At 49.7% G+C, this 23,532-nt stretch carries 21 protein-coding genes; 15 read left to right on the top strand and 6 right to left on the bottom strand.

Going from position 1 to position 23,532, the window contains the following annotated elements; translation table 11 throughout:
* The first annotated feature begins 33 nt into the window (after positions 1–33).
* Both corC and lnt read left to right on the top strand, forming a co-directional pair.
* Positions 34–933, top strand: coding sequence for a CNNM family magnesium/cobalt transport protein CorC (corC, locus tag P2G85_RS14565; RefSeq protein WP_275864808.1), 900 nt, complete (start codon positions 34–36; stop codon positions 931–933).
* 34 nt (positions 934–967) lie between these two features.
* The gene (gene lnt / locus P2G85_RS14560) at positions 968–2,485 is read left to right on the top strand and encodes an apolipoprotein N-acyltransferase (RefSeq protein ID WP_275864807.1); all 1,518 of its coding nucleotides are present in this window, start codon (positions 968–970) and stop codon (positions 2,483–2,485) included.
* A 42-nt stretch (positions 2,486–2,527) separates the two neighbouring features.
* Here lnt and P2G85_RS14555 read toward each other — a convergent pair whose 3' ends face one another.
* A complete protein-coding gene (locus P2G85_RS14555; RefSeq protein ID WP_275864806.1) occupies positions 2,528–2,998 on the bottom strand; it encodes a zinc ribbon-containing protein in 471 nt (156 codons plus the stop codon).
* Positions 2,999–3,152: 154 nt separating this feature from the next.
* Between P2G85_RS14555 and leuS the strand changes: the two genes are divergently transcribed.
* The 12 genes from leuS to lipA all read left to right on the top strand — a co-directional run bounded on the left by leuS (position 3,153) and on the right by lipA (position 15,693).
* A complete protein-coding gene (gene leuS, locus P2G85_RS14550) occupies positions 3,153–5,726 on the top strand; it encodes a leucine--tRNA ligase (protein ID WP_275864805.1) in 2,574 nt (857 codons plus the stop codon).
* 157 nt (positions 5,727–5,883) lie between these two features.
* On the top strand, positions 5,884–6,426 hold the full coding sequence (gene lptE, locus P2G85_RS14545; protein ID WP_275864804.1) for an LPS assembly lipoprotein LptE: 543 nt from the start codon (positions 5,884–5,886) through the stop codon (positions 6,424–6,426).
* Between the two features lie 9 nt (positions 6,427–6,435).
* The gene (gene holA / locus P2G85_RS14540; protein ID WP_275864803.1) at positions 6,436–7,455 is read left to right on the top strand and encodes a DNA polymerase III subunit delta; all 1,020 of its coding nucleotides are present in this window, start codon (positions 6,436–6,438) and stop codon (positions 7,453–7,455) included.
* Between the two features lie 90 nt (positions 7,456–7,545).
* Positions 7,546–7,863 carry a ribosome silencing factor gene (gene rsfS, locus P2G85_RS14535; protein ID WP_275864802.1) on the top strand — a complete coding sequence of 106 codons (318 nt, stop codon included), beginning with the start codon at positions 7,546–7,548 and terminating at the stop codon, positions 7,861–7,863.
* 4 nt (positions 7,864–7,867) lie between these two features.
* Positions 7,868–8,338, top strand: a complete 471-nt coding sequence (gene rlmH, locus P2G85_RS14530; RefSeq protein WP_275864801.1) for a 23S rRNA (pseudouridine(1915)-N(3))-methyltransferase RlmH — start codon at positions 7,868–7,870, stop codon at positions 8,336–8,338.
* 29 nt (positions 8,339–8,367) lie between these two features.
* Positions 8,368–10,293 carry a penicillin-binding protein 2 gene (gene mrdA, locus P2G85_RS14525; RefSeq protein ID WP_275864800.1) on the top strand — a complete coding sequence of 642 codons (1,926 nt, stop codon included), beginning with the start codon at positions 8,368–8,370 and terminating at the stop codon, positions 10,291–10,293.
* Positions 10,293–11,414, top strand: coding sequence for a rod shape-determining protein RodA (rodA, locus tag P2G85_RS14520; RefSeq protein WP_275864799.1), 1,122 nt, complete (start codon positions 10,293–10,295; stop codon positions 11,412–11,414). The genes mrdA and rodA overlap by 1 nt, the downstream gene beginning before the upstream one ends.
* A 2-nt stretch (positions 11,415–11,416) precedes the next feature.
* On the top strand, positions 11,417–12,214 hold the full coding sequence (locus tag P2G85_RS14515) for a septal ring lytic transglycosylase RlpA family protein (protein ID WP_275864798.1): 798 nt from the start codon (positions 11,417–11,419) through the stop codon (positions 12,212–12,214).
* A 91-nt stretch (positions 12,215–12,305) separates the two neighbouring features.
* Positions 12,306–13,484, top strand: coding sequence for a serine hydrolase (locus P2G85_RS14510; RefSeq protein ID WP_275864797.1), 1,179 nt, complete (start codon positions 12,306–12,308; stop codon positions 13,482–13,484).
* A gap of 129 nt (positions 13,485–13,613) precedes the next feature.
* A complete protein-coding gene (gene ybeD, locus P2G85_RS14505) occupies positions 13,614–13,892 on the top strand; it encodes a DUF493 family protein YbeD (RefSeq protein ID WP_275864796.1) in 279 nt (92 codons plus the stop codon).
* Between the two features lie 176 nt (positions 13,893–14,068).
* A complete protein-coding gene (gene lipB / locus P2G85_RS14500) occupies positions 14,069–14,731 on the top strand; it encodes a lipoyl(octanoyl) transferase LipB (protein ID WP_275864795.1) in 663 nt (220 codons plus the stop codon).
* Positions 14,728–15,693 carry a lipoyl synthase gene (lipA, locus tag P2G85_RS14495; RefSeq protein WP_275864794.1) on the top strand — a complete coding sequence of 322 codons (966 nt, stop codon included), beginning with the start codon at positions 14,728–14,730 and terminating at the stop codon, positions 15,691–15,693. Before lipB ends, lipA begins: the two co-directional genes overlap by 4 nt.
* A 298-nt stretch (positions 15,694–15,991) precedes the next feature.
* Here lipA and glyA read toward each other — a convergent pair whose 3' ends face one another.
* Positions 15,992–17,242, bottom strand: coding sequence for a serine hydroxymethyltransferase (gene glyA / locus P2G85_RS14490; protein ID WP_275864793.1), 1,251 nt, complete (start codon positions 17,240–17,242; stop codon positions 15,992–15,994).
* Between the two features lie 347 nt (positions 17,243–17,589).
* On the opposite strand from glyA, the gene P2G85_RS14485 reads away from it, so the two are divergent.
* Complete coding sequence (locus P2G85_RS14485; protein ID WP_275864792.1) at positions 17,590–18,192, top strand: YitT family protein; 603 nt, start codon at positions 17,590–17,592, stop codon at positions 18,190–18,192.
* Positions 18,193–18,277: 85 nt separating this feature from the next.
* Here P2G85_RS14485 and treC read toward each other — a convergent pair whose 3' ends face one another.
* From treC to gmhB, 4 genes are all read right to left on the bottom strand, one after another.
* On the bottom strand, positions 18,278–19,963 hold the full coding sequence (gene treC, locus P2G85_RS14480; RefSeq protein WP_275864791.1) for an alpha,alpha-phosphotrehalase: 1,686 nt from the start codon (positions 19,961–19,963) through the stop codon (positions 18,278–18,280).
* 156 nt (positions 19,964–20,119) lie between these two features.
* Positions 20,120–21,544, bottom strand: coding sequence for a PTS trehalose transporter subunit IIBC (gene treB / locus P2G85_RS14475; protein ID WP_275864790.1), 1,425 nt, complete (start codon positions 21,542–21,544; stop codon positions 20,120–20,122).
* A 165-nt stretch (positions 21,545–21,709) separates the two neighbouring features.
* On the bottom strand, positions 21,710–22,654 hold the full coding sequence (treR, locus tag P2G85_RS14470; RefSeq protein ID WP_275864789.1) for a trehalose operon repressor TreR: 945 nt from the start codon (positions 22,652–22,654) through the stop codon (positions 21,710–21,712).
* A gap of 124 nt (positions 22,655–22,778) precedes the next feature.
* On the bottom strand, positions 22,779–23,333 hold the full coding sequence (gene gmhB, locus P2G85_RS14465; protein WP_275864788.1) for a D-glycero-beta-D-manno-heptose 1,7-bisphosphate 7-phosphatase: 555 nt from the start codon (positions 23,331–23,333) through the stop codon (positions 22,779–22,781).
* Positions 23,334–23,532 lie beyond the last annotated feature (199 nt).

Raw genomic sequence — 23,532 nt, 5'->3', positions numbered from 1 at the left:
ACACTTCTGATAGCGTTGCTTGTTAGAGAAACAATGAACGAAGATAATCCTCCCTCATCGCACGAAAGTAAAAAAGAAAAGGCGGAAGGTCCGAGTAGAAAGTCCTTCTTTGAACGCTTAGGTCAACTCTTCCAGGGCGAACCGAAAGATCGTCAGGAGCTTGTGGATGTGATCCGCGACTCGGAAGTAAACGACCTGATTGACCACGACACCCGCGACATGCTCGAAGGGGTCATGGAAATCTCCGAAATGCGTGTGCGTGACATCATGATCCCACGCTCGCAAATGGTTACCGCTGAACGCACTCATGATCTGGATGCACTGGTTGCATTAATTACTGATGCTCAGCACTCCCGCTATCCGGTGATCAGCGAGGATAAAGACCATGTGGAAGGTATTCTGCTGGCGAAGGACTTACTTAAATACTTAGGTTCAGACAGCAATCCATTTGATATTGAAGCCGTGATTCGGCCAGCGGTGGTGGTACCGGAAAGTAAACGGGTCGACCGCCTGCTGAAAGAATTCCGCGAAGAACGTTATCATATGGCGATTGTAGTGGATGAATTTGGTGGTGTGTCTGGTCTGGTAACCATTGAAGATATTCTCGAAGAAATTGTCGGGGAAATCGAAGATGAGTTTGATGACGATGACGAAACCGATATTCGTAAACTAAGCAAACATACGTTTGCTGTCCGTGCTCTGACAACCATCGAAGAGTTTAATGAGACATTCGGCACCAACTTCAGTGATGAAGAAGTCGATACCGTGGGTGGTATGGTGATGACTGCATTTGGTCACTTACCTTCACGCGGAGAAATGGTTGAAATTGAAAACTACAATTTCAAAGTCACTGCTGCAGACAACCGTCGTGTCATTCAGCTGCAAGTAACGATTCCGGACGAAGAATCTCTGCTTGAGGCTGCTCAAGAGTAACACGCCCGACCATTGGGCATATCAGAATAAAAACATGATGAATCCTTTTTTTCATCGCCTTAAGCGGCCCTTAGTGGCCGCTTTTGTTGGCGCCTCGACTACCCTGGCTTTTGCCCCTTATCAGCTATGGCCTATCGCGATACTCAGCCCTGCTGTTCTGTTGATTCTTTTGACCAATCAATCTCCTAAGCGTGCGCTTTGGATTGGTTATGCCTGGGGACTCGGTCAGTTTGCCACCGGAGTAAGCTGGGTCTACGTCAGCATCGCCAATTTCGGCGGAATGCCACTGGCTGCCAACCTGTTTCTCATGGGGCTATTAATCGCCTACCTTGCGGTTTACTCCGGCTTATTTGCCTGGTTAACCAATAAGTTTTTCCCTCACTTTACCCTCACCAGCGCACTGCTTGCTGCCCCCGCTTTATGGCTGGCAACGGATTGGCTGCGTGGTTGGGTGATGACAGGTTTCCCCTGGCTGTGGCTGGGTTACAGCCAGATCGATGCACCTCTGGCAAGCTTTGCGCCTATTGGTGGCGTGGAGCTTCTGACGCTGTTCATTCTAATCTGTGCCGGCGCTCTGGCCTACGCCTGGACTCACAAACAATGGATGATGCTGGTTATCCCGGCAATCATACTTAGTGCCGGCTTTGGCATCCGCCAGTATGACTGGGTCACGCCACGCCAGCAAGACACCACCAGCGTGGCACTGATCCAGGGTAACGTCGACCAGAACCTCAAATGGCTCCCCAGCCAGCGCTGGCCGACGATTATGAAGTACACCGACTTAACCCGTGAAAACTGGGATGCGGACATCATTGTCTGGCCAGAAGCGGCCATTCCGGCCTTTGAGATTGAAGTCCCCTCTTTCCTCAGCAATCTCGACAGCGCGGCAAAAATGAATCACAGTGCGATCATCACCGGTGTGGTTAACCAGACAGAGGATCGCCAGTACTACAACAGTATTCTGTCGCTGGGTGCCACCTCCTACGGTGACTACAGCTTTGATCTGAGCGCGCGTTACCATAAGCACCATTTACTGCCGTTTGGTGAATTTGTGCCGTTTGAGACGTTTTTACGCCCGCTTGCGCCGTTCTTTAATTTGCCGATGTCATCGTTCAGCCGAGGCGACTATATTCAGCCCAATATTGAAGCCAACGGCATGCAAATGGCACCGGCACTGTGTTACGAAATCATTTTTAATGAGCAAGTGCGGCAGAACGTTAACTCAGCGACGGACTTCATTCTGACCTTGTCGAATGACGCCTGGTTTGGCCGCTCTATTGGCCCACTACAGCATATGGAAATTGCGCGTATGCGCGCGCTAGAACTTGGCAAACCACTGATCCGCTCAACCAACAATGGCCTGACCGCGGTTACGGATCATAAAGGCCAGGTCATCGAAGCGATACCGCAGTTTGAGACGGCCATATTACGTAGTGAACTGACTCCGACCGACGGCCAGACGCCATACCATCGCTGGGGATCCTGGCCACTCTACCTCTGGGTAGCGCTGAGCTTAATCCTTGCCTGGTGGTTACCAAGAAAGAGCAATTAATCAAACAAAAAAGAGGCCATATGGGCCTCTTCTTGTGTCAATTTATGGCTTGAGCGACTGACGGCTAAAACCGGTATGGCCGCATTTAATGCACGGAATGATCAGCGTGGGGTGATTATAGGTCGTCTTATGACCACACTCATCACACACCAAGGTTCCCAAGCCAATGACCTCTCCCGCTTCGTACAACCCCTGATGCTCGAGATCATCAAACAGTTCAACCCACTCCACTTTGGTACGGTCAGTGATTTCGAGTAAACCTTGCCAAATGGAATCGGCAATCGTCAGATAAAACGGGCCGCTTTTGCTCTCTTCATAATTCTCTGAGAACTCTTTCAAGTCTGACTCGACATACGCTCGGATCAACGCCAGTTCATCTTTAGTCATGTCGTTGGCGGCAGAAACAACTTTACCTGACGTTTCGAGAACTTTATTCACTTCATCCGGGCTGTGCTTGAGGGTTTCAATCACATCCTCAAGCATTTCCTCATAACCTTCTTTACGTTTAAGCATAACTGACCTCCATCTTGCTACTACCAGCGTCACTTCCGACCGCATGGGTACAGATTGGCTATTGTTGTGATCCCTCGCTTTAGGTATTCTATGACGATCTATTTAAGTCTGTTCTAACCGAACTCACAAATTCCAAGATAACCGGATACCATCGATGCAAGAACAATACAATCCACAAGACCTTGAACAAAAAGTTCAAAAGCACTGGGATGACAACAAGACCTTTGTTGTAAGTGAAGACCCAAATAAAGAAAAATTCTACTGTCTATCTATGTTCCCATACCCAAGTGGTCGACTGCACATGGGTCACGTGCGTAACTACACCATCGGTGACGTAGTATCTCGTTTCCAACGCCTACAAGGCAAAAACGTAATGCAACCAATCGGTTGGGATGCGTTTGGCCTACCTGCAGAAAACGCAGCGGTGAAGAACAACACCGCGCCTGCACCCTGGACTTACGAAAACATCGAATACATGAAAAACCAGCTGAAGCTGCTTGGCTTTGGTTACGACTGGAACCGTGAATTCGCAACCTGTACCCCTGAGTACTACCGTTGGGAACAAGAGTTCTTCACTAAGCTGTACGAAAAAGGCCTGGTTTACAAGAAGACCTCTTCTGTTAACTGGTGTCCTAACGACCAAACTGTTCTTGCTAACGAGCAGGTTGAAGATGGCTGCTGCTGGCGTTGTGACACGCCTGTAGAGCAAAAAGAAATTCCTCAGTGGTTCATCAAAATCACCGAATACGCTCAAGAGCTACTTGACGATCTGGACAAGCTGGAAGGCTGGCCAGAAATGGTGAAAACCATGCAGCGCAACTGGATCGGCCGCTCTGAAGGCGTTGAACTGAAGTTTGCAGTGAAAGGCCAGCAAGACCTGGAAGTTTACACCACGCGTCCAGACACGCTAATGGGTGTGACTTACGTGGGTATCGCAGCCGGTCACCCTCTGGCGACTATCGCAGCAGAGGGCAACCCTGAGCTTGCGGCGTTCATCGAAGAGTGTAAGAACACCAAAGTAGCAGAAGCTGAATTGGCGACAATGGAGAAGAAAGGTATGGCGACTGGCCTTACTGCGATTCACCCATTGAACGGCCGTGAAGTTCCTGTTTTTGTCGCGAACTTCGTACTGATGGACTATGGTACCGGCGCGGTAATGGCAGTACCTGCACACGACCAACGTGACTTCGAATTCGCAACGAAGTACGGCCTGGACATCGTGCCTGTAATCAAGCCAGTTGATGGCAGCGAGCTGGACATCTCTGAAGCGGCATACACAGAGAAAGGTGTCCTGTTCGATTCAGGTGAATTCGACGGCCTGGAATTCCAGGCAGCATTCGATGCAATCGCAGCGAAGCTGGAAGCAGAAGGCAAAGGCACGAAGACCGTTAACTTCCGTCTACGTGACTGGGGTGTATCCCGTCAACGTTACTGGGGTGCTCCAATCCCAATGGTAACCACTGAAGACGGTGAAGTTCACCCGGTACCAGCTGACCAACTACCAGTAATCCTTCCAGAAGACGTGGTAATGGACGGCGTAACCAGCCCAATCAAAGCTGACAAAGAGTGGGCGAAGACCACATTTAACGGCGAACCGGCTCTGCGTGAAACTGATACCTTCGATACCTTCATGGAATCTTCTTGGTACTATGCGCGTTACTGTTCACCACAAGCTGACGACATCCTGGATCCGGAAAAAGCCAACTACTGGCTACCAGTCGATCAGTACATCGGTGGTATCGAGCACGCTTGTATGCACCTGTTGTACTCGCGCTTCTTCCACAAACTGCTACGTGATGCGGGTTACGTAACTTCTGACGAGCCGTTCAAGCAACTACTGTGTCAAGGCATGGTACTGGCGGATGCGTTCTACTTCGAGAACGACAAAGGCGGTAAAGAGTGGGTTGCACCAACAGATGTTGCCGTTGAACGTGATGGCAAAGGCCGCATTACTTCTGCTAAAGACACTGAAGGTCGCGATGTAACACACTCAGGCATGATCAAAATGTCTAAGTCAAAAAACAACGGTATCGACCCGCAAGAGATGGTAGACAAGTACGGCGCTGACACAGTACGTCTGTTCATGATGTTCGCGTCTCCAGCAGACATGACCCTTGAATGGCAAGAGTCTGGCGTAGAAGGGGCGAACCGCTTCCTGAAACGTGTTTGGAAACTAGTGAAAGAGCACACAGCGAAAGGGGCAGCAGAAGCATTAGATGCAGCCGCACTTTCCGGTGAGCAAAAAGCACTTCGTCGTGACGTGCATAAGACTATCGCCAAAGTGACTGACGATATCGCTCGTCGTCAAACGTTCAACACAGCAATCGCTGCGATCATGGAGCTGATGAACAAGCTGGCAAAAGCACCTCAAGAATCAGCACAAGATCGTGCCATCCTTGATGAAGCACTAAAAGCGGTGGTTGCGATGCTTTACCCAATCACTCCGCACATCTCATACGAACTATGGGCAGCGCTAGGCGAAGCAGACATCGACAACGCAGTATGGCCAACTTTTGATGAAAAAGCGCTGGTTGAAGACGAGAAGCTCATCGTCGTTCAGGTAAACGGCAAGTTACGTGCAAAACTGACCGTTGCCGCAGATGCGACCAAAGAGCAAGTTGAAGAGCTTGGTCTAAACGATGAGAACGTAACTAAGTTCACAGAAGATAAGACCATCCGTAAAGTAATTTACGTACCAGGCAAACTTCTGAATATCGTTGCCAACTAATCCTGTCTGGCCTGAAAATCTCGCGTCGCTCCAATAATGGCGGCGCGATGGTTATCATAAACAGGGTGTTTCACCCTGTTTATTTACCTTAGATGATTTAAGTTGATTTGAGTCAGTTAAGGTAAATATCCCCCTGAAATTAGGATGAATACGATCAATGCGCTTGTACTCTTTGATGAAATTACCCGTGATTTTGATGCTCACAGGGCTGCTTTCGGCTTGCGGTTTCCATTTGCGAGGCGAATACACTGTACCAGCCGAGCTGCATACCCTGTCATTCACCAGTTACGATGAATACAGCCCATTGGCTCGCTACGTGCGTTCTCAACTGACAATGAACAAGGTCAATCTGACCCAGCCTTCACCGTCGGTGCCAAACATAAACCTGATCGAAGAAAAGCTGGAAGAGCGCACCTTGTCACTCTACCAAAACAGCCGGGCAGCAGAAAAAGAACTGACCTATATGGTCAAATACCGGGTGACGGTCCCGGGGTACGGAGCACGAGACTTTACCACTACCGTAAACCGCAACTATCTGGATAACCCACTGACTGCACTGGCTAAATCGGTGGAACGCGATGTTATTGAAGATGAAATGCGTCAGCAGGCTGCCAACCAAATGATGCGTCAGCTTGGCCAGATTCGCACTGCATACGATGTTGAGCAATCTCGTCGTCCAGCCGCCGACTCCGAATCATAATCCATCACTATGCGAATTTATGCCGACAAGCTGAAAGACCAACTGACCAGGCACTTTAAACCGGTATACTTGATTTTTGGCAATGAGCCTTTGCTTGTTCAAGAGAGCCGCCAGGCGATCCAACAAGCCGCGCGTCAACATGGCTTTGAAGAGAGACATCGTTTTAGCATTGATAGCAACCTAGACTGGAATCAGGTTTATGACTGCTTTCAGGCCCTCAGCCTATTCTCCAATCGCCAGCTTATCGAACTAGAGCTCCCTGAGAGTGGGGTAACGGCAACGGTAAGCAAAGAACTGCAAGCCCTGTGCGAAATACTGCACGATGATGTTGCGCTGGTTTTACTGGGCAGCAAACTGACCAAAGCGCAGGAAAACAGCAAGTGGTTTAAAGCGCTCAGCGCCAAAGGCGACTGGGTAAGCTGCATCACACCTGATTTGCAGCGTCTGCCGGTGTTTGTCCAGTCACGCTGCCGGACATTAGGCCTGAAACCGGATCAACCATCCCTGGCAATGCTGGCTCAATGGCATGAAGGCAACTTATTTGCCTTGACCCAGAGTCTGGAAAAGCTCGCCCTGCTTTACCCTGACGGTGAGCTTACAATCGTGCGCCTGGAAACCGCGCTCAGCCGCCACAATCATTTCACCACCTTTCATTGGATCGACGCCCTGTTGGCCGGTAAAGCCAACCGTGCCCAGCGCATCCTGCGTCAACTGGAAGCTGAGGGGGTGGAAGTGGTGATCTTGATCCGCAGCGTGCAAAAAGAGTTCAGTCTGTTACTCAGCATGCATCAAGAACTGGCTCATTTGGGTATTGGTCAGGTATTTGAGAAACACCGCATCTGGCAGAACAAGCGGCCATTTTACAGCGCCGCTTTGGCGCGGTTAACTCCAGCCCGGATTTGCCGCTTGTTATCCCTGCTTGCACAGGCCGAGATCAAAGCCAAAACCCAATATCAAGATCCCGTTTGGCCAACGATTCATCAGTTGAGCTTAGAAACCTGCTCTGCTGATATTACTCTGGCAATTTAAAACGGAAAGCATGCTATAGTGCGCCCCCATCCCCGCATCCATTGCCTGACAGGGATGATAAAGATACAGCAAGAAACCGAGGAAAACCGAGTGCTTCGTGAAGAACTGAAAGACTTTTTGGCCGATAAAGCCGACGATATGAAAGCGGAAGACATCGTAATTTTAAATGTGGAAGACAAATCAAGTGTCACCGATTACATGATCATCTGTACCGGCAACTCCAAACGCCACGTATCGTCAATTGCTGACCATGTTGCCAATCAAGCCAAACAAGCCGGTTTAGAACCATTAGGTATGGAAGGCGAAAACGAAGGCGAATGGGTTGTCCTGGACATGGGCGACGCGATGCTACACGTGATGCAAGAAGAGCAACGCTCTCTGTACCAACTAGAAAAGCTCTGGGGTTAATCGTTTGAAAATTCAACTAATTGCCGTTGGCACTAAAATGCCAAAATGGGTCGAAGAAGGTTTTCAGGAATACCGTCGCCGTTTCCCGCATGATATGCCGCTTGAGCTGGTTGAAATCCCTGCGGGTAAACGGGGTAAGAACGCCGACATCACACGCATTCTGCAAAAAGAAGGCGAAGCCATGTTGGCTGCAGTACCAAAAGGAAACCGGATTGTCACTTTAGATATCCCGGGCAAAAAATGGGACACTCCCCAGTTGGCTCAGCAACTGGAAGCTTGGAAACTCGACGGCCGGGATGTCTCCATTCTGATCGGCGGACCGGAAGGCCTGGCCCCGGCGTGTAAAGCAGCGGCGGACCAAAGCTGGTCGCTGTCTGCCCTGACCCTGCCCCACCCGTTGGTACGGATTGTCATGGCGGAAAGCTTGTACCGAGCTTGGAGCATTACCGCTAACCATCCGTACCATCGCGAGTAATTGTTGTTTGAACCCAGAGATAAGCGTTCATGATTCGTAAACGCCGTAGTCAAATCCGAGATTATCAAGCTGAAGCGCGCTTGTTTGCCAACCGCGCGATTGTTGCCTTCATCGGCATTGTGGCGCTGCTCGGGCTACTGGTTGCCAATATGTACAATATTCAGGTCAACCAGTTCAAAGATTATCAAACCCGCTCAAATGACAACCGGATCAAAATCGTTCCGATTGCGCCTAACCGTGGGCTTATCTATGATCGCAATGGTGTCCTGCTGGCGGAAAACCGCCCGGTGTTCAACCTGGAGTTAACCCCGGAAAAAATCAAAGACATCGACAGCACGATTGCTAAACTGCAGACTATTCTCGAGATCACTCCTGAACAAATCGAACGTTTCCATCGAGAGCGTAAGCGCACCCGACGCTTTAAGTCAGTCCCTTTGATGACCCAACTGGACGAAAAGCAAGTTGCGATCTTTTCAGTCAATCAGTACCGCTTCCCCGGGGTTGAAATCAGCGCAACTCTGAAACGTTATTACCCGTATTCTGAAGTACTGACTCACGTAATTGGCTATGTATCGCGCATCAATGACCGCGATATGCAGCGTTTGATCCGTGAAGAAAAAGATGCCAATTACCAGGCCACACGAGATATCGGTAAACTGGGGATCGAAAAATATTACGAAGATCTGCTGCACGGCACTGCAGGTTATCAAGAAGTCGAAGTCAACAGCCGCGGCCGGGTTATCCGCACCCTGAAATACGTTCCTCCAACCCCCGGGAAAGATATTGTTCTCAACCTGGACATCAACTTGCAATTGTATGTCCACCAGTTGCTCGACGGCCGACGTGGCAGCGCGGTAGTGCTGGATCCCAAAGATAGCGGGGTTCTGGCGATGGTCTCCAGCCCAAGTTACGATCCGAACGCCTTTGTTCATGGCATTTCAGGAAAAGCGTACCGCAGCCTGCTGAATGACAAAAACCGCCCGCTGGTCAACCGGACTACCCTGGGTATTTATCCGCCAGCATCGACCATCAAACCGTTTATGGCGGTTTCAGCACTGCAGGAAGGCGTGGTTACCCCGACGACAGTTCGCAACGATCCCGGTTACTGGCGTATCCCCAACTCTGATACCCGGCCTTTCCGTGACTGGCGGCGCTGGGGGCATGGCAAGGTTGATATCGTCAAATCGATTGAAGAATCAGTCGACACCTTCTATTACCAAATTGCTTACGACATGGGTATTGACCGGATTTCCCACTGGATGATGATGTTTGGTTTTGGTGACTATACCGGCATTGATATTTTTGAAGAAAGTAAAGCCAATATGCCGACCCGTGACTGGAAAATGGCCCGACATAAAACCCCATGGTACAAAGGCGACACCATCCCGGTTGGTATTGGCCAGGGCTACTGGACCGCGACACCAATGCAAATTGCCAAAGCCACCTCAGTACTGGTTAACCAGGGGTCGGTTGCCGCGCCTCACCTGCTCAAAGCCACCATCGATAATGGCGGCGATTTTAATAAGCAGCAAACCGCAGAGTACGTGACCTATCCGCCAATACAAAACGTACCGGACAAATACTGGCAGCTGGCGAAAGAAGGCATGCGCCGGGTCAACCATGGCAAAAAAGGCACCGCCCGCCGCTCGTTCAATAACATGAAATATCAAACCGCCGGTAAGTCCGGTACCGCTCAAGTATACAGTCTCGCCGAAGACGAAGAGTATGACGCCGATGAAGTTGCCGAACACCTGCGCGACCACGCGTTATTTACCGGCTTTGCCCCCTTTGATGATCCGAAAGTTGTCGTCACTATCGTATTAGAGAACGCAGGGGGCGGCTCGAGTAACGGCGCTCCTGTAGTGCGTAAAATATTTGATCGTACCATACTGGGCACTCCAGCAGAGGCAAGGGATAACAACAGCACAACGGCTAACCCTAAGGCAGCACACTGATGAAAATGAATCCTGCAACCGGAAAGAACCGCGCTTTATTTGAGCGTATCCATCTAGATCTGCCGATGTTACTGGGCATCTTAGTGCTAATGGCCTTCGGTTTAGTGGTCATGTACAGTGCCAGCGGTCAAAACCTGGCGATGATGGATCGTCAGGCAATGCGTATGGTGTTATCACTGGTGGTGATGATCGTACTGGCACAACTGTCCCCACGCACTTACGAGAGTCTGGCTCCGGCAATGTTTATTGCTGGCGTGGTACTTTTGCTGGGAGTGTTGTTTTTTGGCGAGGCATCAAAAGGAGCCCAGCGCTGGTTAAACCTGGGGTTTGTCCGGTTTCAGCCTTCCGAACTGCTCAAACTGGCGGTACCGCTAATGGTGGCACGCTATATTGGTAACCAGCCACTGCCCCCAACCTTTAAAACCCTGACTGTTGCTCTGGTGATGGTGTTCATCCCCACCATCTTAATCGCCAAACAGCCTGATCTAGGTACTTCAATCCTGATCGCCGCCTCCGGGATCTTCGTAATTTTTCTGGCCGGGATCAGCTGGCGAATTATTTTTAGCGCCGCTGTCGCCTTAGGAGCGTTCATTCCGATACTGTGGTTCTTTCTGATGCGTGAATACCAGAAAGTCCGCGTTCGCACGCTGTTTAACCCGGAATCTGACCCGTTAGGCGCCGGGTACCATATTATCCAAAGCAAAATCGCCATTGGCTCCGGTGGCATTTCCGGTAAAGGCTGGTTACAGGGTACGCAGTCGCAACTTGAATTTCTTCCTGAACGCCATACTGACTTTATCTTTGCAGTCATCGCTGAAGAATGGGGTATGATTGGTTTTTTAAGCCTGTTGGCCATTTACCTGTTCATCATCGGTCGTGGCCTTTATCTGGCCAGCCAGGCCCAAACCGCATTTGGCCGGATGATGGCAGGCAGTATCGTACTCAGCTTTTTCGTGTATATCTTTGTTAACATCGGCATGGTAAGTGGCATCCTGCCTGTGGTGGGCGTTCCGTTACCCTTGATCAGTTACGGCGGCACCTCTATGGTAACCCTGATGGCCGGCTTCGGGATCCTGATGTCAATCCATACGCACCGAAAAGCATTTTCCAAGGCAACCTAGACATGCGCAATCGTTCTATCCTCTTTTTCGCTTCAGCCACGTTAGTATTAGCCGGCTGCTCCAGCCAGAAAACCCAAGAAGGCCGTTACGCACTTGAGTCTGACATCGCCCCTGATCAGCCGCTTTCGGTAGAACACATTGAGGACGCCCACCCTAAATATGAACCATACAGTTTAGGCGGCAACAGCGATTACACGTTACGTGGCAAAGACTACCAGATTATTCGCCAGGCGAAGGGCTTTAAACAACAAGGGCGTGCCTCGTGGTACGGAGAGAAGTTTCAGGGCCACTTAACCTCAAACGGCGAAATCTACGATATGTACTCGATGACGGCGGCGCACAAGACCTTGCCGCTGCCGAGTTATGTTAAGGTGACCAATACTGACAATGGCAAAAGCACCATCGTACGGGTCAATGATCGCGGTCCGTTTCATGAAGGGCGTATTATTGACCTGAGCTATGCCGCCGCGTATAAACTGGATGTGATCAAAACCGGCACCGCCAGCGTTGAGATTGAGGTCATCACTGTCGACAAACCGACCGATGAAAAATCGCTCGCCGACCACCCGAAGTATGTCATCCAGGTCGCATCGTCAAAACATGCCGACCGGGCGCGAACTTTAGGTGTTGAACTTGGTCAAAAGTTAGATGCCGAGGCATTTTTAGAAAGCACCCAGGCATCACACCGCTTGTTATTGGGCCCGTTTAACGATTACGCCAGTACCCAAGCTACATTAGAACAAGTGAAATTACTCGGCTATGCTTCTGCATTTATTAAAAAGCACAAAACGGCCAAGTAAACCTGGCTCATGTATTTCTGGGCAGAGCCCTTCTTATCACGCTAGGGATTCTGTTAAGATACCAGCAGTTAACCAAAAAATTTGAATTACCATGAATAAAAAGAACTTTGTGAACTCGATTCTCGCCGCTTCGGTTGCCCTGTCCGCCACCCTTACTCAGCCTGCGTTAGCGTCCCCGATTGTGACGCCAGATGCACCGCAAATCGCAGCGAAAGGCTACGTACTGATGGATTACCATTCGGGTAAGGTACTGGCAGAGAAAGAGATGAACGAAAAGCTGTCACCAGCTAGCCTTACCAAAATGATGACCAGCTACGTCATCGGTCAGGAACTGGTACGTGGTAATATCTCCGAAAATGATGATGTTACCATCAGCAAAAACGCCTGGGCGAAGAACTTCCCAGACTCGTCAAAAATGTTTATTGAAGTTGGCACCACGGTAAAAGTGAAAGAGCTTAACCGCGGGATCATCATTCAGTCGGGTAACGACGCCTGTGTTGCGATGGCTGAGCACATTGCCGGTTCGGAAGATGCGTTTGTTGATCTGATGAACGCGTGGGCAAACTCGCTGGGCATGAACGACACCCACTTTGCCAACGTACATGGACTGGATAATCCCGACCTGTACTCCACACCATATGACATGGCCCTGCTCGGTAAAGCGCTGATCCGTGACGTACCGGATGAGTACCGCATTTACGCTGAGAAGAAGTTCACCTACAACGGCATCACCCAATACAACCGTAACGGCCTGCTTTGGGATAAAAGCATGAATGTCGATGGGATTAAAACCGGCCACACCAGCAACGCCGGCTACAGCCTGGTCAGCTCGGCTACTGAAGGTAAAATGCGCCTGGTTGCGGTAGTCATGGGGACCAAAGATGCCAACGCGCGCAAATCAGAAAGCAAGAAGCTGCTGAGTTATGGTTTCCGCTTTTTCGAAACGGTAGCCCCGCATAAAGCCGGTGAAACTTTCGTCGAAGAAAAAATCTGGATGGGTAGCAAAGACACCGTTGCCCTGGGCCTGGATCAAGACACCTATGTGACCCTGCCGCGCGGCCAGGCGAAAAACCTGACCGCCAGCTTCGTCCTGGAAAAAGAGCTGCAAGCCCCGATCAAACAAGGTGATGTGGTAGGTAAGCTGTACTACCAAATCGAAGGTGAAGATATCGCTGAATACCCGTTAATGGCACTGGAAACCGTTGATGAAGGCAGCTTATTCAGCCGCTTGTGGGACTATATCGTTCTGTTGATTAAGAGTTTCTTCTAATATCCCGGCTACCAGTCCGTCCTTAGTGACACCCAAGCCGCCTTTCTGGCGGCTTGGTTATTCTTGAGTTCCCCCTCAATAGCCTGTACTATTTTGCACCGTTATCGAATATCAACCGGAGTTACCGATATGCTAACCATCAACTCTGATGCCAAACTTAAAGACCTGCTTGAGTTCCCTTGTTCGTTTACTTACAAGGTGATGGGTCATGCTAAGCCTGAACTTCCTGAACTTGTTCTTGAAGTCATTCAGCGCCATGCTCCTGGTGACTACAGCCCGAAAGTGAAACCAAGCGCGAAAGGCAACTACCATTCGGTGTCGATCAATATTACCGCCACGTCAATTGAACAGGTCGAAACCCTGTACAAAGAACTGGGTAACATCGATATTGTACGAATGGTTCTATAAAAATTTGATTAAATAAAATTTTTTTGAAAGCAGCGCAAGCTGCTTTCTTTTTATATATCAAAAAGATAGTTAAGCACCTCCGAGATCCCGGTTAAAAAACTGTTACTTTTCTATAGAGCCGAAGGTTCATCCAGTTTATAATCCAAATACTTTATTTATTACTCACAGGAATTCCCATGCCAGACCAACTGGTTGTAAAACGACTTGGACGCCAAGATTACGAGCCTGTCTGGAAGGCCATGCATGAGTTTACCGATCAGCGCAGCGAAACAACGCCTGATGAGGTCTGGCTGGTGGAGCACAACCCGGTCTTCACCCAGGGCCAGGCAGGCAAAGCCGAGCACCTGCTCAATACTGGTGATATTCCTGTGATACAAAGCGATCGTGGTGGCCAGGTCACCTACCACGGCCCGGGCCAACTGGTGGTCTACTTCCTGATCAATTTGCGCCGCAAAAAACTCGGCGTGCGAGATCTCGTTACCCACATTGAGAACCTCGTGATCAATACACTAAAGGCGTACAATATCCCAGCGGCCGCCCGCCCTGATGCACCCGGTGTGTATGTGGACGGCAAAAAAATTTGTTCACTCGGGTTACGTATTCGTAAAGGCTGTTCATTCCATGGTTTAGCGCTCAACGTGAATATGGATTTGTCGCCTTTCCAACGTATTAATCCGTGTGGATACCAGGGAATGGAAATGGTTCAGGTCAGCCAGCTGGGTGGCCCGGGCCAGATAGAAACCGTAGAACAACAATTACTCCAAGAACTCATTACTATACTCGATTACGAGCAAGTAGAATTCAGCACTGAAGCACCTTCTCAAGGTAAGATCGCATGAGCAAACCAATCCAGATGGAAAAGGGCGTTAAGTATCGTGACGCCGACAAAATGGCATTGATTCCCGTTAAGAACATGCCCGAAGAGCAGAAAGAAGTGCTGCGTAAGCCTGATTGGATGAGAATCAAGCTACCAGCCGACAGCCAGCGAATTCAGGACATCAAGTCCGCAATGCGTAAAAACAAACTTCACTCAGTATGTGAAGAAGCCTCGTGCCCTAACCTGGCCGAGTGTTTTAACCATGGCACCGCGACCTTTATGATCCTCGGGGCGATATGCACCCGGCGCTGCCCTTTCTGTGACGTTGCTCATGGCCGCCCATTACCTCCCGAGGCAGAAGAGCCGAAGAAGCTGGCGAAAACCATCGCCGACATGCAGCTCAAGTATGTGGTGATCACCTCGGTAGACCGGGATGACCTGCGTGATGGCGGTGCCCAGCACTTCGCCGACTGTAACCGTGAAATCCGTGAATTAAACCCTAACATCAAGATCGAAACTCTCGTTCCTGACTTCCGGGGCCGTATGGACGTCGCACTGGAAGTGCTGAAAGACAACCCGCCGGATGTATTTAACCATAATCTGGAGACTGCACCACGCCTGTACCGTAAAGCGCGCCCGGGAGCCAACTACAAGTGGTCACTGCAGCTATTGAAGAAATTCAAAGAGCAGCATCCGGATGTACCAACTAAATCTGGCTTGATGATGGGCCTGGGTGAAACCAAAGAAGAGATCATCGAAGTGCTTAAAGACCTGCGAGCTCATGGGGTCACCATGTTGACCCTGGGTCAGTACCTGGCACCCAGCCGCCACCATCTTCCGGTAGAGCGTTACGTGCCACCCGCCGAGTTTGATGAACTGAAAGAGATCGCCCTGGAGCTGGGTTTCACCCATGCTGCCTGTGGCCCGTTCGTACGTTCTTCTTACCACGCCGATATGCAGGCACAAGGTATTGAAGTGAAATAACCACTCGCTTGTTTATTGATTGAAAAGGTTGGCGCTGGCCAACCTTTTTTTGTGCCTGAAAAACGCTCCTATGATTGACAGACCGTCATTCTTGGCTTTAGAAGATGACCAAGCCAACAACAAGAATACCAAACACCAGACAAACAAAAAGGCCCTCAATTGAGGACCTTTAAAATTCAATGCATTTTCGCAATAGATGAGTCGAACTCTAGAAGAACACACGCCGTTTGCGCCAGCAAATAAGTATGTTCGACACCGAAATCGGCTCAGTCTATGAAGCTAACGTTTACAAAAACAGTTATGCGTAAACCGGCAGACGCTTACAGATAGCCAGCACTTTCTGCTTAGTCGCTTCGATCACTTCCTGGTTACCGATGTTATCCAGCACATCACACATCCAGTTTGCCAGCTCTTTCGCGTCTTCTTCAGTAAAGCCACGGCGAGTGATGGCAGGGGTACCGACACGGATACCAGAGGTTACAAACGGGCTGCGTGGATCGTTTGGTACTGAGTTCTTGTTCACGGTGATGTTGGCCGCGCCCAGTGCAGCGTCGGCATCTTTACCGGTGATGTCCTTGTCGATCAGGTCAACCAGGAACAGGTGGTTCTCGGTACCGTTAGATACGATCTTGTAACCGCGCTCCTGGAACTGACCCACCATCGCTTTGGCATTCTGCACTACGCGTTGCTGGTACTCTTTAAACTCAGGCTCCATCGCTTCTTTGAACGCCACCGCTTTACCAGCAATAACATGCATCAGAGGGCCACCCTGGCCACCAGGGAACACTGCAGAGTTGAGTTTTTTGTACATTTCTTCGCCGGCGTTCGACAGGATCAGACCGCCACGAGGACCGGCCAGCGTTTTGTGAGTAGTGGTGGTGACAACGTGCGCGTGTGGCAGTGGCGTTGGGTAAACACCCGCAGCAATCAAACCAGCTACGTGTGCCATATCGACAAACAGGTAAGCATCCACTTTATCTGCGATCTCACGCATGCGTTTCCAGTCAACGATTTGTGAGTAGGCAGAGAAACCACCGATGATCATCTTAGGCTTGTGCTCAAGGGCCAGAGCTTCCATCTCTTCGTAGTTAATTTGCCCGGCTTCATCGATACCGTAAGGAATAACGTTGTAGTGCTTACCAGAGAAGTTAACCGGAGAACCGTGCGTCAGGTGACCACCGTGCGCCAGGCTCATACCCAGAACTGTATCGCCCGGCTTAAGCAAAGCCATGTATACTGCACTGTTTGCCTGAGAACCTGAGTGAGGCTGTACGTTTGCGTACTCACATTCGAACAGTTTGCATGCACGGTCGATAGCCAGTGCCTCAGCTTTATCCACGTACTCACAACCACCGTAGTAACGCTTGCCTGGGTAGCCTTCAGCGTATTTGTTCGTTAGCTGAGAACCTTGCGCTTCCATCACCCGTGGGCTGGTGTAGTTTTCTGAAGCAATAAGTTCAATGTGTTCTTCCTGGCGAAGTGTCTCTTCCTGGATAGCTGCGAACAGTTCCGCATCGTAATCTGCGATGTTCATATCACGCTTAAGCATCTGTATCTCCTGACTCAGATTAGTACTGAAAGTTGCAAAAAAACCGACTAATGACCCAAACGCAAACGTTTTCGTCACCCTAATGGCGCGCATTTTACATAATTTGATCTGGGTCATAAAGAGAAATTTTTAATTTTTCTCTTGCAGTTTTTTCATGATGACACTCTTGATTATTGCTAGTGGATCGCCCCTCAGTGAGGCGGCCAGACCAAGGTGTCAATTTTTCGCTTTACACCCTGTAAAACGACAATTACATAGGTTTACCGCAAATTTTACCCTCTAGCTACCGAAAAGATCATCTTTTTACTACTATGCATGGCCTGATTCTCGCTCAAGACTGAAAATTGATGGAAAAACATACACTAAAAGAAGACTGGATAGCCATCCTCACCGGCACCTTTTTGGTTGCTCAAGGGGTTTTCTTTCTCCAATCGGCTCAGCTGCTCACCGGAGGCACGACTGGCTTGGCATTGTTAATCAGTCAATTTACACCTTTTAGCTTTGGTGTGCTGTACTTTTTGACCAACTGCCCGTTCTATGTTCTTGCCTGGCAACGCTTTGGCCGCCGTTTCGCGATCAACAGTGCTATTTCCGGGGCTTTAGTGTCCGTTTTTGCTGATCACCTCTACTTGTTTATCTCACTAGAATCGGTCAACGACATCTATTGCGCTGTCGCCGGGGGGGTGCTGATGGGGTTAGGAATGCTGATCCTGTTCCGCCACCGCTCCAGCTTAGGTGGGTTTAACGTATTGTGCCTGTTCATCCAGGATAGGTTCGGCATCTCGGTCGGCAAAAGCCAGATGACCATCGATGCGTGCATTCTGTTCGCTTCTTTCTTCTTCGTCTCGCCCTGGGTTATTGCCCTGTCTGTTTTGGGGGCATTTGCCTTAAATATGGTCCTGGCGATGAACCATAAGCCACACCGCTATACCGTCTCTTACGGCCAGTAAACGCCGGAGATAAAAAAGGCTTTGGGGGCAACGCCAAAGCCTTTTGGTCAGGACCGAAGTCCTTAGGGGATAACAATAACTGAAATTAATCTTCGAGCAGCAGAATACGTGTCTCGTATGGGCGCAATACCTGATGCTCCAATGCGACCGTACTGGCTGAGTTCGGGTAGTTAGACAACAGCAGTTTGGCCTGATGCATTGCAAAACGCGCTGGCAGCACACAAGCCGCTTCTTGTGCATAATAGTTATTGATACACAATAAGGTCTGTCCCTCTCCCTGGCGCGCATAAGCAAAAATCTGTTGGTGCTCAGGCAGGAGATCTTCGTAACGGCCGTGCGTGATCACCGGCACCTGTTTACGCAGTTCGGTCAAACGCTTGTAGAAATAGAACACCGAATTCAAATCCGCGACCGCTGCCTCAGCATTCACCTCAGGATAGTTCTCCGCCACCTGAAGCCATGGTGTACCTTGGGTAAAGCCAGCATGCGCTTGATTATTCCACTGCATTGGCGTGCGTGAATTATCCCGGGATTTCTGCGCCAGGATCGCCATCATGTCATCATGCGCCACACCATCGCGATTCACCATGATGTCGTACATGTTGGTGCTTTCTACATCACGATACTGGCTGATTTCAGTGTAACCAGGGTTGGTCATACCGATCTCTTCACCCTGATAAATATACGGTGTACCTTGCATCATGTGCACCGATGCCGCGAGCATCTTCGCTGATTCAACCCGGTATTGCTTGTCATCACCCAAACGGCTCACCACGCGGGGTTGGTCGTGGTTACACCAGAACAGTGCCCCCCATCCTTTGCCGTTCAGACCCGTTTGCCAATGGTTAAAAATTTGCTTTAGCTGGATGAAGTCAAACGGCGCTTTGGTCCACTTCTCACCATTCGGATAGTCCACTTTCAGGTGATGAAAGTTGAACACCATCGACAGCTCTTTACCATCTTGCGATGAATACTGCTGACAGTGCTCTAATGTGGTCGAGGACATCTCACCCACGGTCACACTGCCGTATTTTTGGAATACCGCTTGACTGATTTCTTGCAGATATTCGTGGACACGCGGGCCATCGGTGTAGAAACGACGCCCGTCACCCATATCATCCCTTGGGAAATCTTGCTGTTTAGAAATCAGGTTGATCACGTCTAAGCGGAAACCGTCGACCCCCTTCTCTGCCCAAAAGCTGATGACTTCTTTGACTTCTTCACGCACAACCGGGTTTTCCCAGTTTAAATCCGCTTGCTCTTTCGCAAACAGATGCAGGTAATATTGACCGGTCGCCTCATCGAGTTCCCAGGCGTTACCACCGAATTTGGAATGCCAGTTGTTTGGTTCAGCACCATCGACCGGATCTTTCCAGATATAGTAATCACGGTATGGGCTGTTCTTGTCACCTAAGGCCGACTGGAACCACTTATGCTCTGTCGACGTGTGGTTGACCACAATGTCCATAATGATGCGGATACCTAGCTGGTGAGCCTCAGCCAGTAAAGTATCAAAATCTTCCATGGTACCGAAATCCGGGTTAATCGCGTAATAATCCGAGATGTCATAACCGTTATCGATCATCGGCGACTGATACACCGGCGTCAGCCAGATTGCATCCACTCCCAGGCGCTTAAGATAATCCAGTTTAGAAATGATCCCTTTGATATCGCCCGTGCCTTGACTGCCACTGTCACAAAAGCTTTTGGGGTAAATTTGATAGATGGTTGCGGTTTTCCACCAGCTCTCATCATGCTTGGTCATTGCCATTTCTAACACTCACTTACCAGTATTGAAAAAATAAACGGTTTAAAAATAAAAAGTTTGAAAAAAAAATGTGAAGTTAACTCACCACGTCACGCCGCAGAGGTAACGACAGTGACCGGGTTGAAAAGTGAGGCAGCAACGGGGCTGCCTCGAGTTGTATTACGCGCTGGCAGGTTCCAGTTCACCTTTAGCCTGTGCTCGTTTGTAGAGCAGCAAAGTCAGGGTCACAGGCACAACGATGGCCACCAACATCGCCAGGGCAAAGATACCCCAGAACTGTGGCTGGATAGATAAGATCCCCGGCAGGCCACCCACACCGATACCGTTCGCCATCACACCTGCACTGCCACAGATAGCAGCGGCAATCGCACTGCCGATCATCGCGCTTAGCATTGGGAATTTGTACTTCAGGTTGATACCGTACATCGCCGGTTCCGTTACCCCCAGGTAAGCAGAAATCGCCGCCGGTACAGAGATATCACGTTCACCATGCTTCTTACTGATGATGATGATACCGACTACCGCTGAAGCCTGAGCAATATTAGACAGGGCGATTAACGGCCAGATAGGCGTACCACCCAGCTCCTGCATCAGCTGCAGATCCACCGCGTTGGTGGTGTGGTGAATACCGGTGATCACCAATGGTGCGTAAAGGAAACCAAAAATTGTCGAGCCGATCATCGCAAAGTCGCCGGTCATGGCCGCCTTCGCCGCGAACGCCACACCATCACCCAGCATGCGTCCAAACGGTCCGATGATTGAGTGCGCCAGCATCACAGAGACAATGATCGACACAAACGGCACCACCACCAGATAGAGGTAAGAAGGCACAATACGCTTCAGGTGGGTTTCAATAAACGCCAGGGCCACACCGGCCAGCATCGCCGGGATAACCTGTGCCTGATAACCAACTTTTTCAATCACAAACAGGCCAAAATCCCACACTTCCGGTGCCTGCTTACCAATTAAGTAGGCATTCATCAGCTGCGGAGAGACCAGCGTCACCCCCAAGGTGATGCCCAGAATTGGCGTACCACCGAGTTTTCTCACCGTGGACCAGCACACACCAACCGGGAGGAAGAAGAAGATCGCCTCACCAATCAGCCATAAGAACGAGTGTACCGTGGCCCAGAACTGACTGATCTGCGTCAGCGACTGGCCGTCAAACATCCTGATGTCGCCAATCACGTTACGGAAACCGAGGATCAAACCACCGGTAATAATCGCAGGCAGCAAAGGAACAAAGATTTCTGCAAGGTGTGAAATGCCGCGCTCGAGAATATTCATGTTCTGACGAGCCGCATTCTTCGCCTCGTCTTTGGATGCTTCCGATTTCCCGGTCAGCTCAATTAACACTTTGTACACCGAATCCACTTCCGTGCCGATCACCACCTGGAACTGACCGGCATTGGTAAAGCAGCCTTTGACCATCGCCAGACCTTCCAACTGTTTACTGTCCGCTTTTTCGGTGTCGTTCAACACAAAACGCAAGCGAGTCAGGCAGTGGCTTACACTGGCGATATTGTCCGGCCCCCCGACCAGCTCAATCAGACGCTGAACGTCTTGACGCGCAATCTTACTCATAACTTTGTCCACCCTGTATTGGATACATTCATTGTAATATTCATTGCTCAAATGGGAACATTCCCACTCAATAATTAAAATAGTGCCACCGGTGACCGAAAAATAAAATGGGAACAGTCCCATTAATTGAAAGAGATCACAGTATAATTTTAGAGCAGGTCCTGCTTAAGCGATGGGTTTTTGAGTAAAGTGGGTAACAGAAGCGTTACCATTTAATTGATTTATCAACATATTAGCGGCTTTTTCCCCCGCATGGGCATAGCCGGGATCGACACTGAACACTTTAGGAAACAGAAACGCCAGTAATTCACTACCACCGACCCCGGTCACCACAACATCTTCACGTCCCAGCTCTTGCAGGCGTTTGATCACCCCCAGCGCCAGGGTATCACTGGCACAGACGATGGCCTGAGTTTGCGCGTCGAGCACGGCATCGACCAGTTGATAGGCACTTTCATGGCTGAGTTGTCCGGTCTGATACACCGGCGTGATCTGCTGCTGCTGACACCAATTCTGGTAAGCATTGAGGCGGGCTAACCCGGTGGTCTTATCTTCAGGGTTCACCCCAATATAAGCAATACGGCGCGTGGCGTGTTGCTCCAAATGGGCCAGCGCCAGCTCGATCACCCCTTGATTATCATAATTGATCGAAGAGACATGTTCCGTATCCATGGCGATCACCACCGCACGATGCTGCCACTCTGCAAGTGCTGTTTCATCACAGCCGGTAAAACCAAACACAATCACACCGTCAACATTGCGTTTCTTTAACACTTGCAGATGTTCATTGGTTTTTTCGCGATCAAACTGGCTCTCCATGATCACCACATCATAGCCCGCCTGATACAACGCGCTGAGCATGGTGCCGACCGCGCGGTTTTCCGACGGTGAATCAAGACGAGAAATGATCACTCCAACCACCTTCTGACTACCGCCCCGCATCGACTGAGCCGACTTCGATGGCACATAACCGGAATCCTGAATGATCCGTTCAACCTTCTCACGGGTTGCCGGTTTCACTTTCGGATCATTGGTTAATACGCGCGACACCGTTGACTTGCCGACACCGGCTAATTTGGCGATATCCAGAATAGTAAGTTTCTTGCTCATAGGTGAATCAAATAGGTGGTTAATACAAGTGATGAAATCATTGAATACTCAGGCACACTAAACAGAATGGAGGATCAAACAAAAAGGGAAGCGCCCGCTTCCCAGTTCAGCCTCACCAGCATACTTAAGATAGCTGAAGGTAAGCCGGCACATCCGCGATGCTGTCTAACACTGCATCAGCCAGTGCTTCGCCCTGTGGCGTAACCGGTTTACCGCTGCGAACTAAAATCTTGGTGCCCACCCCTGCCGCCGCTGCGGCCATCATGTCTTCCGCTTTGTCGCCGATCATCACCGAGTTCGCCATATCAATCTTGAGGTAATCACGCGCAGAGATGAACATACCTGGTTTGGGTTTACGGCATTCACAATCCTGCTTGTACTCACCAATACCATGTTCCGGGTGATGCGGGCAGTAATAAAAACCGTCGAACTCGACGCCGTTATCGACAAAATTCCAGTCCATCCACTGAGTCAGTGACAGAAAACGGTCTTCGCTGAATTTACCTCGGGCAATACCAGACTGGTTAGTCACCAAAACTAACAGATATCCTTTATCTTTTAATGCTTTAGTTGCTTCAAAGACACCATCAATGTATTCAAAATCATGCTCATCATGAACATAACCGTGGTCAACGTTGATCACGCCATCACGATCGATAAAAACAGCGGGTTTTGCCAAAATTTATTTCTCTATCAACTATATTTAATCAGATTATTGCACACCTTATAGCGTTCAACACTATCTAATTCCGATTGCTTTGTATTTTAGACGTCTAGACGTAAAAATATCTATTGACTTAAAACTGCTTAACCCATAGCATCGACTGAAAGTTGAGATTGAGTTCAACATTTAATGCTAATGAAGGACAGTTTCATTC

Source organism: Vibrio sp. CAU 1672, from assembly GCF_029223195.1.
Classification (GTDB): Bacteria; Pseudomonadota; Gammaproteobacteria; order Enterobacterales; family Vibrionaceae; genus Vibrio.
This window is presented reverse-complemented; position numbering and strand designations above follow the sequence as displayed.

Excerpts from the sequence above, each read along its gene's own strand:
- corC (WP_275864808.1), top strand. The coding sequence starts at position 34 with ATGAACGAAGATAATCCTCCCTCATCGCACGAAAGTAAAAAAGAAAAG.
- lnt (WP_275864807.1), top strand. The coding sequence starts at position 968 with ATGATGAATCCTTTTTTTCATCGCCTTAAGCGGCCCTTAGTGGCCGCT.
- P2G85_RS14555 (WP_275864806.1), bottom strand. The coding sequence starts at position 2,998 with ATGCTTAAACGTAAAGAAGGTTATGAGGAAATGCTTGAGGATGTGATT.
- leuS (WP_275864805.1), top strand. The coding sequence starts at position 3,153 with ATGCAAGAACAATACAATCCACAAGACCTTGAACAAAAAGTTCAAAAG.
- lptE (WP_275864804.1), top strand. The coding sequence starts at position 5,884 with ATGCGCTTGTACTCTTTGATGAAATTACCCGTGATTTTGATGCTCACA.
- holA (WP_275864803.1), top strand. The coding sequence starts at position 6,436 with ATGCGAATTTATGCCGACAAGCTGAAAGACCAACTGACCAGGCACTTT.
- mrdA (WP_275864800.1), top strand. The coding sequence starts at position 8,368 with ATGATTCGTAAACGCCGTAGTCAAATCCGAGATTATCAAGCTGAAGCG.
- rodA (WP_275864799.1), top strand. The coding sequence starts at position 10,293 with ATGAAAATGAATCCTGCAACCGGAAAGAACCGCGCTTTATTTGAGCGT.
- P2G85_RS14515 (WP_275864798.1), top strand. The coding sequence starts at position 11,417 with ATGCGCAATCGTTCTATCCTCTTTTTCGCTTCAGCCACGTTAGTATTA.
- P2G85_RS14510 (WP_275864797.1), top strand. The coding sequence starts at position 12,306 with ATGAATAAAAAGAACTTTGTGAACTCGATTCTCGCCGCTTCGGTTGCC.
- ybeD (WP_275864796.1), top strand. The coding sequence starts at position 13,614 with ATGCTAACCATCAACTCTGATGCCAAACTTAAAGACCTGCTTGAGTTC.
- lipB (WP_275864795.1), top strand. The coding sequence starts at position 14,069 with ATGCCAGACCAACTGGTTGTAAAACGACTTGGACGCCAAGATTACGAG.
- lipA (WP_275864794.1), top strand. The coding sequence starts at position 14,728 with ATGAGCAAACCAATCCAGATGGAAAAGGGCGTTAAGTATCGTGACGCC.
- glyA (WP_275864793.1), bottom strand. The coding sequence starts at position 17,242 with ATGCTTAAGCGTGATATGAACATCGCAGATTACGATGCGGAACTGTTC.
- P2G85_RS14485 (WP_275864792.1), top strand. The coding sequence starts at position 17,590 with ATGGAAAAACATACACTAAAAGAAGACTGGATAGCCATCCTCACCGGC.
- treC (WP_275864791.1), bottom strand. The coding sequence starts at position 19,963 with ATGGCAATGACCAAGCATGATGAGAGCTGGTGGAAAACCGCAACCATC.
- treB (WP_275864790.1), bottom strand. The coding sequence starts at position 21,544 with ATGAGTAAGATTGCGCGTCAAGACGTTCAGCGTCTGATTGAGCTGGTC.
- treR (WP_275864789.1), bottom strand. The coding sequence starts at position 22,654 with ATGAGCAAGAAACTTACTATTCTGGATATCGCCAAATTAGCCGGTGTC.